Origin of the sequence: Hufsiella ginkgonis (assembly GCF_009834915.1) — a bacterium.
GTDB classification, from domain to species: Bacteria; Bacteroidota; Bacteroidia; order Sphingobacteriales; family Sphingobacteriaceae; genus Hufsiella; species Hufsiella ginkgonis.
The window spans coordinates 532,152-545,481 of the sequence record NZ_WVHS01000001.1 but is presented as its reverse complement, the minus strand read 5'-3'; the positions used below and the strand labels follow the sequence as shown (position 1 = coordinate 545,481).

Annotated in this window: 14 protein-coding genes; 6 read left to right on the top strand and 8 right to left on the bottom strand. The window is 52.6% G+C overall.

The genetic code is table 11. The annotated features are described in order from the left end of the window. Nucleotides 1-10 precede the first annotated feature (10 nt). From GS398_RS02185 to GS398_RS02165, 5 genes are all read right to left on the bottom strand, one after another. Nucleotides 11-1,261 carry a YdcF family protein gene (locus tag GS398_RS02185; protein WP_160905097.1) on the bottom strand — a complete coding sequence of 417 codons (1,251 nt, stop codon included), beginning with the start codon at nt 1,259-1,261 and terminating at the stop codon, nt 11-13. Nucleotides 1,262-1,513: 252 nt separating this feature from the next. Further along, nucleotides 1,514-2,707 (bottom strand): hypothetical protein, encoded by a 1,194-nt coding sequence (locus tag GS398_RS02180; protein ID WP_160905096.1) that lies wholly within the window; start codon nt 2,705-2,707, stop codon nt 1,514-1,516. Continuing rightward, nucleotides 2,691-2,993 (bottom strand): hypothetical protein, encoded by a 303-nt coding sequence (locus tag GS398_RS02175; RefSeq protein ID WP_160905095.1) that lies wholly within the window; start codon nt 2,991-2,993, stop codon nt 2,691-2,693. Before GS398_RS02175 ends, GS398_RS02180 begins: the two co-directional genes overlap by 17 nt. An 86-nt stretch (nt 2,994-3,079) precedes the next feature. After that, on the bottom strand, nt 3,080-3,661 hold the full coding sequence (locus GS398_RS02170) for a glycoside hydrolase family 108 protein (protein ID WP_160905094.1): 582 nt from the start codon (nt 3,659-3,661) through the stop codon (nt 3,080-3,082). A 198-nt stretch (nt 3,662-3,859) separates the two neighbouring features. Continuing rightward, complete coding sequence (locus tag GS398_RS02165) at nt 3,860-4,729, bottom strand: hypothetical protein (RefSeq protein ID WP_160905093.1); 870 nt, start codon at nt 4,727-4,729, stop codon at nt 3,860-3,862. 253 nt (nt 4,730-4,982) lie between these two features. Here GS398_RS02165 and GS398_RS02160 point away from each other — a divergent pair, with 253 nt between their 5' ends. Both GS398_RS02160 and GS398_RS02155 read left to right on the top strand, forming a co-directional pair. Continuing rightward, complete coding sequence (locus GS398_RS02160; protein WP_160905092.1) at nt 4,983-7,313, top strand: TonB-dependent receptor; 2,331 nt, start codon at nt 4,983-4,985, stop codon at nt 7,311-7,313. Nucleotides 7,314-7,317: 4 nt separating this feature from the next. Continuing rightward, nucleotides 7,318-8,127, top strand: a complete 810-nt coding sequence (locus GS398_RS02155) for a DUF4249 domain-containing protein (protein ID WP_160905091.1) — start codon at nt 7,318-7,320, stop codon at nt 8,125-8,127. Between the two features lie 8 nt (nt 8,128-8,135). Here the strand turns inward: GS398_RS02155 and GS398_RS02150 are convergent, their stop codons facing one another. Beyond that, a complete protein-coding gene (locus GS398_RS02150) occupies nt 8,136-8,930 on the bottom strand; it encodes a site-2 protease family protein (protein ID WP_160905090.1) in 795 nt (264 codons plus the stop codon). A gap of 174 nt (nt 8,931-9,104) precedes the next feature. Here GS398_RS02150 and GS398_RS02145 point away from each other — a divergent pair, with 174 nt between their 5' ends. The 4 genes from GS398_RS02145 to GS398_RS02130 all read left to right on the top strand — a co-directional run bounded on the left by GS398_RS02145 (nt 9,105) and on the right by GS398_RS02130 (nt 11,078). Then, nucleotides 9,105-9,413, top strand: a complete 309-nt coding sequence (locus tag GS398_RS02145; RefSeq protein WP_160905089.1) for a hypothetical protein — start codon at nt 9,105-9,107, stop codon at nt 9,411-9,413. Nucleotides 9,414-9,522: 109 nt separating this feature from the next. Further along, nucleotides 9,523-9,792: a YtxH domain-containing protein gene (locus tag GS398_RS02140; RefSeq protein WP_160905088.1), complete on the top strand. Its 270-nt coding sequence runs from the start codon at nt 9,523-9,525 to the stop codon at nt 9,790-9,792. 12 nt (nt 9,793-9,804) lie between these two features. Continuing rightward, the gene (locus tag GS398_RS02135) at nt 9,805-10,230 is read left to right on the top strand and encodes a hypothetical protein (RefSeq protein WP_160905087.1); all 426 of its coding nucleotides are present in this window, start codon (nt 9,805-9,807) and stop codon (nt 10,228-10,230) included. 77 nt (nt 10,231-10,307) lie between these two features. After that, entirely contained in the window at nt 10,308-11,078 is a 771-nt protein-coding gene (locus GS398_RS02130) for a GDSL-type esterase/lipase family protein (RefSeq protein ID WP_160905086.1), read from the top strand. Between the two features lie 19 nt (nt 11,079-11,097). Here GS398_RS02130 and GS398_RS02125 read toward each other — a convergent pair whose 3' ends face one another. After that, nucleotides 11,098-11,922 carry a siderophore-interacting protein gene (locus GS398_RS02125; RefSeq protein ID WP_160905085.1) on the bottom strand — a complete coding sequence of 275 codons (825 nt, stop codon included), beginning with the start codon at nt 11,920-11,922 and terminating at the stop codon, nt 11,098-11,100. Between the two features lie 153 nt (nt 11,923-12,075). Further along, entirely contained in the window at nt 12,076-13,263 is a 1,188-nt protein-coding gene (pelA, locus tag GS398_RS02120; RefSeq protein WP_160905084.1) for a pectate lyase, read from the bottom strand. Between the last annotated feature and the right edge of the window lie 67 nt (nt 13,264-13,330).

Here is a 13,330-nt window from a genome sequence, read left to right as displayed (position 1 = left end):
GTTACTGTAGTTAAGGGTCCATCGGCTCGTCGGCATCTACCCGCATCGCTTCGGTGAGCGGCAGGAACTCGATCCCGGTGTCACTTACACGCCTGCCCAATTTATAGGGAACGTACCCGAGCTCTTTCCGGCAGCGTTCGTCCATAGTCATGATAAAATCGCTCTGGAATTTATCGGTAATGATCAGCCCGGTTTTGGTGAACGGCATTCCATACCTGAACATCAATCGTATCCCGTTACGCATATTGGTGGTGGTATGGCGGGCATGAGGCTCTGCGATCACGGCGTTTTCGGGGATGCCCAGCACCTTTACGAGGTAGTCCTGCATTTCAATGGCTTCGTTCCATTTGGTTTTATAAGGATGTACCCTGCCGCCAGACACGATGAGAAATGGCGCTTTACCGGCCCTGAATGCTGCAGCGGCGAGCCTGCAACGCAACATACCTGCCGCACTGAGCGGCGTGTTCGGATCATCGGGCCCGGCGCCCGGAACAATGATTGCGGAATAGGGGTACCTGTCCCAGGTAACCTCTTTTATATGTACAAACGGCGTTTTGTTTATCGTTGCGGCCATCGGTTCGTATTCGCCCGCGTGGTTACGTTCGTTGATCTCGAGACTGAGCAGGGCTGCCTGCATGGGTAGTTGGAAAAACAAGCGGCTGTTACGCGTGCCTGCGATCAGCGCCGACGAGAACGTGTGGAGCGATGCCGCGTACCTTGGCGCCCGTGTATTAAAACTGATAGAGTCGATGAGCGGGTAGTTCGGCTTATTGCCTTCCAGGTACACGCCGACGGTATAGTTTACCGCACGGGCATCCTGTTCCCATGCTTTTACCAATATCTCCGGAAGGGTTAGGCTGTGATATTGCAGGTACATACCGGAAGGGAGCAGGTGATTTTTTACCAGGTCGCCGAGCGCATTTCCTGGTTTATAAAGACGGGTAAGGGCGGCCGACAGCTGCGTGATCTCCTGGTCGCTGAATTTTAACGGGGTGGTGAAGCACGCAATGTCTTTGCAGGCCGTCACCGACGAGGCGACGGCGTTTTGCCGTTTCCGCGAAAGCTGTACGAGCGTGCTGTCGGCAGCGAGCAAGGTGTTAGCCGCTTTGTCCTGCTCCAGCAGCGTGAGCAGGTAGAAGTTCTTCACCTGTACCCAGCTTCCGGCTTTTACAAACTGGTAACCGGCTTTAGGTGTTTTATCCTGCGCAGCAGCGAAAGCGCACAAGAATAGCAGGGAGAGCGAGAGTAAGGTGTGTTTCATACCGCGGTACAAGGTGGTACAAAAGACGCACGGCAGTTTAATACCTGGATTAATTGCGTGTTAACTTGTTGTATCCTTCCTTAATCAGGCGCTCAATATCGATTTTGGCGCTTCCGGAACCTGGATCAATGTGCTCGAAAGCGGGAACATCACGCTAAGCGGCAGTACCTGTGCGGCGGCCAGGGCGCCTGGCGGGTACCGTGTTTACAGCAGGAAAATCTTAAACCAGGGTGGGTAGCCGGGCCGCTCAGCCTACCTCTTAAAGTTCCCGAGGTTGTAATGAATACCCAGGCCGTACGTATTGCTGTTTCGCTGATCGAACGGGAGCTTGCCCGAGGCATAGCTGATGAAAAAGCCGTTGGTGGCTGCTATCGCCGCGGTGAAATAGCCGTACTTCGCCATATCGGCTTTTTTTATGGCGCTTACCGCGTTCAGCTCGCGGTAGTACCGGTAATCGGCGCTAAAGAACAAGGTTTCCGTGCCGATCTGCGCCATCTGTGTTTTAAAAGCAAATTCGCACCTGAAACGGTTGTAAGCGTTTAAGTTTCCTGTTAATGCCCGGCGCACGCTGTCTTGCCCGGGCATTACGTGATCGATGCCTATAAGCCCGCTGGGAAAGGAGGCGGGCGAAAGCTTAAACGAATCGCTCGTCCCGGTGAGCAGCCGGATAAGGGCAAATGGATAATCGGGCAGGTTAAAGTACAATAAGGCTTCGTTGCGGTTCCAGGGCCTGGCGCCAAGGTTTACGAGCACCCCCGGCACAAATTGCTGGCGCGAAAAGTCCTGGTTAGTTTCGTAGCTGAAATTTCCGTTGATGCCGATGTAATACTGGTTCGAGGTCTGGATGAATTGTATGGCTTTTTTATCCAGCGTTTTTGCCAACGCCATGTTGCCGGCCACGTTCGCGTTGAATGCAGAATCACTGATTTGCGTATACCGGGCCCGTTCTGCCGGCGTAAGCACTTGCGTTTTGCCGCCATGCAGAAAGGAGCTGGTGTAAGTGAACGTTGATTGCAGGAGATTGGCGGGGTTATTGGCCTTGCGATAGGCAATGTTGCCCTCGAAATTGAGGGTATAGCTCTGGAATCCCGCATTGTTGCCGGTAACCCGTGTTTTTGTCCAGCTGTTCTGGTAACTGTAATCCAGGCCGAGCGCTGCCGGCTGACCGGTAGCTTCGAACGTTTTGAAGTTCACATTCAGGTCGCGGAGCGTTTTGTACAGCTGCGGCGAAGTGGTGGCTACCCCGGAAAGGAACTTTGCGTAGGCATCGTTGTACGTGGCCGGATCGCTGAGTAGAGTATCGGCAAGTTTTTGAAGCTCGTTTACCGACATCGGCGAGGGAAGTTGGACAGCAGGTACTTGCGCTGCTGCGGTAAATGAACCGGCGATAGCCAGCACTATTGCTGCCATATTCCTGACGGAAGTGAAGTTAAGCGGGGAATACATACAGTTGATTGATAGTGTCTGAAAGGTTTGATACAATATTGTCGTCCCGTACCAGGATCGCCTGCATCCTGGTTATGGCGGTTTGCCGGGTGGCGGCGCCGGCATAAGTCGCCCCGCAAAGCGCCGTGAACTGATCGTCGATCGAACTGGCCAGCATGATGGCGTTGGTTCGGATAATGGTTAGGGTGGCGCCGGCAATGTAAAACTGGAGCTGCGACATCTGCAGATTCCCCGCTTGCAGGAACGGGTAAGTAATGTCTAGCTGGCCGAGGTGTACCAATGTCATAAAGGTGTTTTTACACGCAGTACTGGTAGCGATCCAGGTCATAAAAATTGTGATAAGGTTAAGGTTAAATAAGCTTAATTCGCGGGTCAGGCGGCGGGATAAGGTGTAATCCTGCTGAACCAGGAATTGGCAAATTGCTGCATAGATGGGTTGGCGGCAATTATTGCCCGGTACCGTTCGTTGCGCAGCGAACAGAGGTTGTTATAAAGCGATTCGGGATTAGCGCTGTTGGCAGCAGCCAGCGTGAGCGGACCAACCTCCCCATCGACCGTAATGAGCGGGTTGGGTGGTGGCGTCAGGTTATCTATCGCTTGCTGCAGCAGGCGCGGCGCCAGGCCAGGGCCCATATTTACGGCAATATCAAATAGCTGGTTGGCGGTTGGCTGGTCGTTGAGGCTGTCGAGCTGCATGATGTCCCAGAAGTTGGCCTTATAAAATGCCTGCACCTCGCCCTGTAGGGATGCGTTACCGGCAAGCGCGGCGTCTATAGCCGATGCCACATCGCCTGTACTGGCAACTGCGGCATCTACTGCCGGCCAGCCCGGCCAGGTCGGCCAGTTGTTTCTGGAGATCCCTTTATAAGTTTCGCCACCCGGATCTGCCGGATTGTTTGCGTACCCGCCTTCGTTGCCCATGGTAATTTGGAATGCTTCGATGAATTGTGCCATTGTAATTAATTTTTGGTGTGAAAATGAATTGAATTTTTTAGCAGGAGATGGAGTACTGCGGGACCGTAGCCGTGCTAAAGCCAGGATGCCTGTTGGTAAGGGTTACCCCCGTTCCGCCACCTGTGGACAAAGGAGTAGGGGTTAACATACGGATAAGGTTTATTGGTTAGTAATAATGAGTGAGGGTGCAAGACTGCATTATACTGGCTGTCCGCCGACCGGCTCGGCTGGCGGCGTATAGGGTGGATCAGTGGGCGGCGTACCGGCTGTTTCGGCGGGTGTAACGGCGGTAAGGGGAGCAACCACTACGACGGGACCTCCCGCAGGGCTCGCGGTAACGCCGGCAGTAACGGTATCGTCGTCCGCTTGGGTGCTTCCATCCGGCGGACTGTTCTCACCAGCCTTGAGGGCCACATAGGTAGCGCTGCTGATCCCGGTCAAGATCAAAAGTGTTTGGCTAAGCTCCGGTAACAGGCATCCTGCCTCGATCGTACAAACTTTGTTAATGTAGATAACCATCGCAATTACTGTCCACACTACATTTTGAAAACGATGGATGCTGATGCCGTTATTATCGGACAGGATGTCGACAAAAAAGCCCTCGGAAGGAGCGTTCTGATGCCTCACACGGTTGTCGCCGATCTCTTTCTTGTCAATAATGGCGGCACTGGCCGTTACTCCAACGCCAATACCCATTAAGATCAATGCGGTTTGATTGATCGGGGCATCTGTACAATCGCCTTTGCAAAGCGCCAGGTAAATAAAGGAACAGGAAATGATTACCGTCCACACTGCCAGCTGTACTTTAGACAAACTGAACGGGTACCTGGGATCGGCCAGCACACGTCCGCGTTTTCCTCTCTGGTGTACTTTTTTGTCGAAGGAGTGGCAGTCATTTACCTCATCCCGCAGAATGTTGCTGTAGATTGCCAGTGCAAAGAAGAGGATGATGATCAGGGCAATAATCACGAATGCCAGCGTTTTGTAAAGGTCAGAGCCCTGGGCGGGCGGTGTACATCCGCTGGCGAAAAAAGCCACGAAAAATAGAATCAAAAATAAGGGTTTCATAAATGATAAGGGTTAGGTTAGTTGGTCTAAATGTAGTTTAATATTCGATTGCAGGCAATCTTTTTGTTGCAAAATAGTGCAGTTTTCGGAATATTGGATTAATTGAACGTTTTTAGAACTTATAACTGTTAGAAAATAATGCGCTTACTCCATAAGCGCATCGTGTTCACCATATAAAACTTTTTTTCGCCCTGCGTAACATCTTACCCCTTGCCGGTCGTCTATAGCAGTATGAAGATTTATCCGTTCCGACATGATTAAACACCTCTTCCCGTTATTTTCTCTTATCTGCTGCCTTTTAGCGTCACCGGTCCTTGCACAACAACGATTTACCGTTAGCGGTACCGTACGCGATGCCGCCTCCGGCGAAACGCTGATCGGGGCTACGGTAAAGCTTACCGGAACAGCAACCTCGGCAATGTCCACCAATGCGTATGGCTTTTATTCACTTTCCGGGATAGCCGGGGAGTACGTACTTTCCGTTACTTATACCGGGTACGAGTTATATACTAAAAAGATCACGCTGAACGCTTCGCAAAAAGCAGATCTCGCGCTCTCGCCTGCGGGTACTACACTCCAGGAAATACGGATCAGCGCAGCCGACCGCAAAGACCAGAACGTGCGCACCCCCCAAATGGGCATCGACAAGCTTAATATGGCCGAGCTCGATAACTTGCCCGTGCTATTTGGCGAAAAGGACGTGCTCAAAACTATCCAGCTGTTGCCGGGGGTAAAGTCCGGCGGCGAAGGCACTACCGGGTTTTTCGTGCGGGGTGGGGCGGCCGACCAGAACCTGATCCTCCTGGATGAGGCCACGGTATATAATTCATCGCACCTGCTGGGATTCTTTTCCACCTTTAACGCCGATGCCATAAAAGATGTAAGCCTTTATAAAGGCGGTATGCCGGCGCAATATGGCGGGAGGCTTTCTTCTGTCCTCGACGTAAAGATGCAGGATGGCAACAACCAGCAATTCGGTGCGGAAGGCGGCATCGGGCTTATCGCTTCCCGCGTTAAAGCGGAAGGCCCTATCGTAAAAAACCGGGGCTCCTTTATGGTAAGTGCGCGGCGAACATACATCGATCTGCTGCTGAAGGCTTCGCCCGATTCGTCGATCAGCGGCAACACCCTGAACTTTTACGACCTGAATGCAAAGCTGAACTATCGTTTTAATGATAAGAACACCTTGTACGCTTCAGGATATTTCGGCCAGGATAATATCGGGATCCGCGACCTGTTCGCCAACGACTGGGGTAATACTACGGCTACCGTGCGGTTGAACCATGTGTTTAACAGCCGCCTGTTCTCCAATACTTCGTTCATATTTAACAAATACAGGTATGCCATCGAGCTGCTCGACGAAGATAATAACGCACGTATCACTTCTCTTATCCGGGATTATAACATCAAGGAGGACCTCCAGTTTTACAGCAACCACCACACCGTACGGTTCGGCTTGCAGGCCACGCATCACCGTATATCCCCGTCGGAGATCACCGCCAGCGAGGGTTCGATCTTTAACCCCCTGAAAATAGAAAGCCGCTACGGAATGGAAGTGGCCGGTTATGCGTCAGACGAGTGGGCGCTTTCCGAAAAGCTGAGCCTGCTGTACGGCGTCAGGGTAAGCGCGTTCTCCCTGCTTGGCCCCGGAACCATCCGAACGTTCGACCAGCAAGGCAACGAAACCGCCGCTAACAACTATAAAAGCGGCGACGTGGTTAAATCATATGTGTATCCTGAGCCCCGTTTTTCGGCCAGTTATATACTAAATGAGCGAAGCTCGCTGAAGGCCTCTTATAATCGCAACACGCAGAACATACATGTGCTCACCAATGCCAGTACCAGCTCACCAACCGATCAGTATGTAATGAGCAGTAATAATATAAAGCCGGGGATCGCCGACCAGGCTGCGATAGGCTATTTCCGCAATGCGAAAGACAATTCCTTCGAGTTTTCTGTGGAGACGTATTACAAATGGCTGAAGAACCAGATCGATTACCGCGATGGCGCGGAGCTGATTGGCAATGGCGATGTAGAATCTGAACTGCTGTACGGCGTGGGCCGTGCCTATGGGCTGGAATTTTACGCCAAGAAAACGGCCGGGAAATTAACCGGCTGGATCAGCTACACGCTATCTAAAACTGAACGAAAGTTCGACGATATCAACAGGGGGCAATACTTTCCATCACGGCAGGACCGTACCCACGATGTTTCGCTGGTAGGCATGTATAATACCGGGAAGCGCTGGACGTTCTCCGCCAACTACATCTACAACACCGGAAACGCCGTTACCTTCCCTGCGGGCAAGTACGATCTCGACGGCCTTACCACTTATTATTATACCGAACGGAACGCCAACCGCATGCCTTACACCTCGAGGCTGGACGTGAGCGCCACGCTGAAAGCGAAGGAGACGAAGAAGCTGCGGTCGAGCTGGAGCTTTGGACTGTATAATGCGCTTAACCGGAAAAATCCCTATGCCATCCAGTTCCGCGATAAAGAAAATGACCCGACACGCACCGAGGCGGTACAGATCTCGCTGTTCGGCATTATTCCATCAGTAACGTGGAACTTCAAATTCTAGCATCATGAAAACTCTTACCCAATATATCCTCGCCGTTGTTGCCGTCGTGCCGTTCCTGTCGTCATGCGAAAAAGTGATCGATGTAAAAATAGATACCTCGCCTGGCCAGGTCGTGATCCAGGGAAACATCACGAATGTTGCAGGACCGCAGTCGGTTAAAATAAGCCGCTCGGTATCGTACACCGACAAAAATGAATTTCCGCCGGTATCCGGAGCGACCGTAACCGTAACCGACGATGCGGGACATGCCTGGACCTTTACAGAGACGCAGCCGGGAATATATACTTACGCATCGCTGAAAGGCGACCCCGGGCACGCGTATACCTTAAAAGCGGTGTTCAACAACACCACGTATACGGCTGTTTCTACCATGCCCGAAGTGATCCCGGTCGATTCACTCAGCCTTAAAACCCTCACCTTCGGTGATGAAAAAAGCAAACAGGTGCAGGTGCATTTTAAAGATCCGGCCGGTAAGCCCAATTATTACCGGTACGTTATGAAGATTAATAACAAACTCGCGAAAGCGGTTTTCGCGGAGAACGACCGTTTTACCGACGGCAACGACATTACCAGCCTGCTTTTTTACAACGGCGAAGATGGCGATGTAAAGCTGAGGAACGGCGACGTAGTAGAAATTGAAATGCAGAGCGTAGATAAAAATGTATTTGACTATTGGTTTACCCTAAGCCAGCAGGCACAGAACGGACCTGGAGGAGGTGTAACGCCGGGTAACCCGCCGTCGAACATCAATAACCAGGCGCTTGGATATTTTAGTGCGCATACTAAAGAGGTGAAGACGATCACGGTGAAGTAGGGCCGGCATTATTCGATGTTCAACGCCTTCCATAACGTGGCTGGAACGGCACTTTTCGCATCGAGCAAACGCGCCCTGGACTCGGCGGCAGCGTCTTCGCGGAGATTTTCTTTATAGAAGTAATATTCGTAATAGAGGCCCCAGAAGCGCATAGAGGGCTCCGGGTCATCCTGCAGCAGCCGGGCTTTTTCGGGATCGATGTGCCTGCACGAATTGTCGCGGGTATAGATGGCCATGAGCGATAACATGGCTGCTTCGCGTTTGCCGGTATCGCCCCGGTCGAGCAGCCTGAAAAAGCGTGCACGGTCTGTAAAAAACATACCTGTTTTAGTGGGCAAGGTGGTAGCCAGGCAGATCCCGGCAGAACAGGCGGTAACCAGCAACCAGAAGCCACGGCCTATTCCCGGTGGCAGCAAATTGAAAAGAAGCAGCCCGGTGGCGGCGAGCAGGAAGGAAGCAATCGGGCCGGCCGCCACTGTAAGGGCAAATTTACGTTGGTTTTGCGGATCGTCCGTAACCGGGGTGGTAGCAGCCACGCCTCCCATGTAGCCCAGGTTGCGGTTAAAATACACCACGATCTTATCGCCGGAACGGGTAACGCCCAGCGGACCGACCACGAACAGCTGGAAACGGAAGCCCTGTAATAAACCTGCTACCAGGTGCCCGAGCTCATGAACAGCCAGCACCAGTAATAACGCCGCTACAGCCACCAGGCAAAACACCAACCCATGTGGCTTTTCGCCTTTGGGGAAGATTTGAAGGACAAGTGGGGCCTGGTACAGGTAAAGAGTGAAAAATTGCATCGGTTAAGATAGGGCTTTATGTTTAATTGTGGAAATACGGTTAGCCACTCGCGTCCGAAAGCGTTTGTTTCTCAAGACAGCAGCCATGGCCGGAGGCCACTTCCATCGCTGGTACGCCCTTTGCCCTACCATGGTTATGACACCATTTGATCATCTCCTCTTAAAAAGCATGTTATGTACGCTATATCGCTCATCGAAACAGGCCATAGTGGCTTGTTCCTTGCCAAGACCGCACTCGAAACGGTAGGTACGCTTAGCTTCCGCATCAGCGGGCCGCGCAGGATCACGGTCGAAGGGCTTACCTTTCAGCCTGGCTTGGTACACCGCCGCATTGCCCATCAATTGCTGGATGCCCTGCACCGATATGCTTACGAGGCGGATGCCTTTATTCACTTTCAATGTCCTAAAGCAAAGGCGATTAACGACCACCAAATCGCACAGGAGCTGCGCGGGCTGGCACTTCCGGCATCGGCGGTAGCCTGATGGGCGACAGGTTTTTATCCACACGGAGTGGGTTATCCACATTTTGCAAAACCATTCCCTGCCTGAACTGTAGTATTCAAAAGGCTTAAGCCTCCTTGAACCACTCACTATGAAAGACACAAAAGTAATTATCGCTCTCCTTGCCGGCCTCGCAACAGGCGCAGCCCTGGGAATCCTGTTCGCACCCGAAAAAGGCACTGACACCCGTGACAAGCTCAGCGAATCACTGAAAAGCCTCGGCGATTCCATCAAAGAAAAAGCAGCCGCGGAAGTGGACCAGCTTACCGCACTGGCCACCAAACTGGCAGGTAACTTTAAAGCTAAAGCCGCCACATCCGACGTAGCCGACGATCTTCCGCCATTCGAAGAGAAAGCGTAACGGCAGCACTTCATGGCGAAATCATTTAGTACGATGCTGGCGCTTCGCGAGGGCATCGCAGCGTTGGAAACAGAACAGCAGCAACAGGCGCAAACCATGAAACACCAATCCCGGGAGATGCAGCTTGCCCATGCGGGCCTTTCGTTGCTCAAACAGCCTTCCGTACCACTCAAACCCAGGGAAGAGCCGGACGTGGTATCGGCCATCGCCCGGGTGGCTGTTCCGGTATTGCTTAACGTGTTTGTGTTCCGGGGATCGGGCTTCCTTACAAAAGCGGTGGTGACCCTTATCGCCCAGCAGGCAGCCAAACACCTTACCACCGAAAAAATGGAGGCTGCTATAGGCTCCGTTAAGACTTATCTCGTAGCGCGTAAACCACGGAAGGGCGAACTCCGGTTCGCCGACTACGGGATTCCGCCGGATAGCGAAGCCTATTAGGTCCCACCCTGCTGTCACTTTCCAACAGTGCATCGCCTTTCTGGTGAATTGCCCCGGCTAATTAAATGTTACTCCTCATGCTCAAACGATTAAAGAGATCGGCTTTACTGGCTATAGCGGTAGCGCTGTCTGCTTTCGCGCTGCCTAAGAAAGAGAATTACAGCCTGGTGTTCATCGGCGACAGTATTACCCAGGCCAACGCGGTAGAAAACAATGCGGTGAACAGTCCGCCGGCACAGGCCGCGGCTTTCCTCAAAGATTCTGGTAAGTTCGGCAACATCCAGTTTAGTAACCAGGGTAGAAGCGGGCGCACCACGCTCGATTTTTTGCCGCTTACCGGGAAGATGTATCCCAATGTGATTACCGCCGCCGATGCGTTTTACCGTGACAAATCGGCGACGCTGCTGTTCAGCATCATGATCGGTACCAACGACAGCGCGGTAAAAGGGCCTAATGGCGCCCCCGTTTCCGCGGAAAATTATCAAAAGAACCTTATGGAGATTGCCGACAGCCTTTTTACCCGGTATCCCGGTTGTAAAATGGTTTTTCACCAGCCGATCTGGTATAGCGACAGTACACGCAATACGTCAACCTACCTGGTAGAAGGCCGTAAACGGCTGCAAAGCTATACGCCGCAGCTCAAACGCCTGGTTGAGCATTATAAAGCCGCCAGGCCGGGCCAGGTGTTTTTTGGAGACACCAAGGCCTATGGATACTTTAAGAAACATTATCTTACCGCTATGAAGACCGAAAAAGGCCCGGCAGGCACTTTTTATCTTCACCCTAATAAAGAAGGCTCCGCCAAACTAGGCAAGTTTTGGGCGAAGGCGCTCATGGCGGTGCTGTAGGATCCGCAATCTCCTGACCCTACTCCTGCCGTTCCTGCCGGCGGTCGCCCGCCGAGCCTTCTTCGCTAACGCCATGCTTCCAATACGAAAAAGCATACAGCTCTTCTTTTTGCAGGCCCTGTTCTTTCCTTAAAAACCGGCGGATGGTTTTCACTGAGGTATACTCGGCGGCCACGTAGGCAAAACGTGTGTTGGTATCTCCGTTTGGGACTACGGTGCTGCAAACGGCATCTGCGAGAAGCGTATTCTCGCCCGGAGCGGGATGGTGAAGCCAGCGGATTTCTATCTCAGCCTCTGTTTTAAGCACTTGTTCATCGGCTTTACCGGGTACTTCGATGTAGGCGATGCCGGTAGCGCAAGGCGGGAGACGTTCCAGGATGGCTCCCAGCACCGGCAGGCCAGTGGCGTCGCCCGCAAGCAGGTACCAGTCCGCTTTGGGGAACAGCGGGGCAGCCTTCACTTTCATGGCCACACCCAGCGGATCGCCCTCCTGTGCCCGGTTTACCCAGGCGGAGGCGGGACCATTGTCGCCATGCGCCACAAAATCAATGACCATTTCGTTCCGATCGATATCGATGCTCCTGTGGGTATACGTGCGTATGGCTGGACGAAGATGCGGCTCGGGCGCAAACAACTGGCCGGTTACCGGGTCGGGCACCGGCATGTGCACTTCACGTATACCGGGAGGCGGAATAAAGATCTTGTTATTTGAACCTACTGTAGCATCGCGGAATGCCGGTACATCATCGCCCGTAAGGGTTACCCGGATGTAGTGCGGAGTAATATATTCTTTCTTTTTTACCACGAGCACGGCGCGGATGATGGCAGGTTTCTCCTCGGTCATAACTATTGCGACAATATACACGCGTTGTTCGTGGCGATTACTTCTCCAGGAATCGTGCATCCACCACAAAAATACATTATTTAGAATTTGTCTAAATAGATAGCGGACACTTATTTGAGCTATGACAAAGGGATTACAAAGTGAAACGGTTATTCAATTTGCCCCCACCCGTTTCTGCCATGCCTCATAGCTATCAAGCACCCGTTGCGGTCCGTACGTATACCAGGCGTAGCCGTCCCGGCGTTCGCGGCTTACTTCTGCGAGGGTGTAAACGATCTTGCTGTCGCGGTCGCAGAATATCGGCTTATGGGTTTTAAGCTCGTAATAGCGGGTCCAGATGGGCGGCGCGTTATCATCGGCCACTACCACCTTGTCGGTTACCGACACGCGAAATGCCGACACCTCACGGGGTGCGCTTATGGTGGTTACGCGGGTATGATAGATCTTCGACTCGTTAAACCAGGCAACAGCATGCTGGATGGCGCTGATCAATGCTTTGCCGGGACGCTCGATACTCATTAGGAATAGCACAAGGTCGGCGCTTTCCTGGTTACAAATGCTGGGCGGTTCAAATTTACGCGCCCAGGAGGGCTGCAGCGTTACCTCGTCATATTGCTGGCACCAGGCGGTTGGCGAACCGGCATCGTTGATCTGGGTTTTAATGATGCAGGCAAGCCCTTTGGCGTAGGCGGCCTTTACTTTCTCCCTGTAACTGTTGTCTACGAAGGCGAAATCCGGCTTATCCCCGGCAATGTTTTTGAGCAGGCTCATAATGCCGGTAAAGTTGCCGTCGTTGTAGGTAACGTTCCGGCTGTAGTTATCCTGCAGCGGGAAGTACTGCGGCCATCCGCCGTTGGCGTACTGCGAAGCCAGCACAAAGCCGAGCCCTTTAAGCGCCGCTGTTTTGTATTTATCGCGTTTCAGGGCATTATACACCACGGCTAGCGCGGCAATGTGTGAGAAGGTACTGCCATTATCGTAGGTGGTATTCAGCTTATTTTTAACTTTTGCGAGGCTGTCTTTCTGGGCAGGGGTCAGAATGGCCATGATGTCGTAATTCTTCGGCCAGCCGCCATTCTCTTTTTGCAGGAGGACGATGTTATCCCCGATAGCCTCCAGGTTGGTAGGTGCGTGTTTTGGTCGTCCCTCCCGGGGATGTATGGCCGCTTCCTTATCGTAAATATCATACCAGTGATGGGCGTTATCGGCAAAAGGTCCAGGGTCTATCCGCCCCGGCGATTGCCCCTGCGAAAAAACTTTCCCGGTAAGTAAGATGCCGGCGGTGAGGAGAGCGATGCGCACATAGGCAGCGGCGTCCGATCGTGGTTTGCAAATATTCATGCGATTGGTTATGTGATAAAAGTAAACGATATCATCGCAACCTTAGTTTCCGCGGTGGGGACGATCG

Excerpts from the sequence above, each read along its gene's own strand:
- GS398_RS02175 (WP_160905095.1), bottom strand. The coding sequence starts at position 2,993 with ATGACATTGGTACACCTCGGCCAGCTAGACATTACTTACCCGTTCCTG.
- GS398_RS02160 (WP_160905092.1), top strand. The coding sequence starts at position 4,983 with ATGATTAAACACCTCTTCCCGTTATTTTCTCTTATCTGCTGCCTTTTA.
- GS398_RS02135 (WP_160905087.1), top strand. The coding sequence starts at position 9,805 with ATGGCGAAATCATTTAGTACGATGCTGGCGCTTCGCGAGGGCATCGCA.
- GS398_RS02185 (WP_160905097.1), bottom strand. The coding sequence starts at position 1,261 with ATGAAACACACCTTACTCTCGCTCTCCCTGCTATTCTTGTGCGCTTTC.
- pelA (WP_160905084.1), bottom strand. The coding sequence starts at position 13,263 with ATGAATATTTGCAAACCACGATCGGACGCCGCTGCCTATGTGCGCATC.
- GS398_RS02150 (WP_160905090.1), bottom strand. The coding sequence starts at position 8,930 with ATGCAATTTTTCACTCTTTACCTGTACCAGGCCCCACTTGTCCTTCAA.
- GS398_RS02145 (WP_160905089.1), top strand. The coding sequence starts at position 9,105 with ATGTACGCTATATCGCTCATCGAAACAGGCCATAGTGGCTTGTTCCTT.
- GS398_RS02165 (WP_160905093.1), bottom strand. The coding sequence starts at position 4,729 with ATGAAACCCTTATTTTTGATTCTATTTTTCGTGGCTTTTTTCGCCAGC.
- GS398_RS02140 (WP_160905088.1), top strand. The coding sequence starts at position 9,523 with ATGAAAGACACAAAAGTAATTATCGCTCTCCTTGCCGGCCTCGCAACA.
- GS398_RS02130 (WP_160905086.1), top strand. The coding sequence starts at position 10,308 with ATGCTCAAACGATTAAAGAGATCGGCTTTACTGGCTATAGCGGTAGCG.
- GS398_RS02155 (WP_160905091.1), top strand. The coding sequence starts at position 7,318 with ATGAAAACTCTTACCCAATATATCCTCGCCGTTGTTGCCGTCGTGCCG.
- GS398_RS02180 (WP_160905096.1), bottom strand. The coding sequence starts at position 2,707 with ATGTATTCCCCGCTTAACTTCACTTCCGTCAGGAATATGGCAGCAATA.
- GS398_RS02170 (WP_160905094.1), bottom strand. The coding sequence starts at position 3,661 with ATGGCACAATTCATCGAAGCATTCCAAATTACCATGGGCAACGAAGGC.
- GS398_RS02125 (WP_160905085.1), bottom strand. The coding sequence starts at position 11,922 with ATGACCGAGGAGAAACCTGCCATCATCCGCGCCGTGCTCGTGGTAAAA.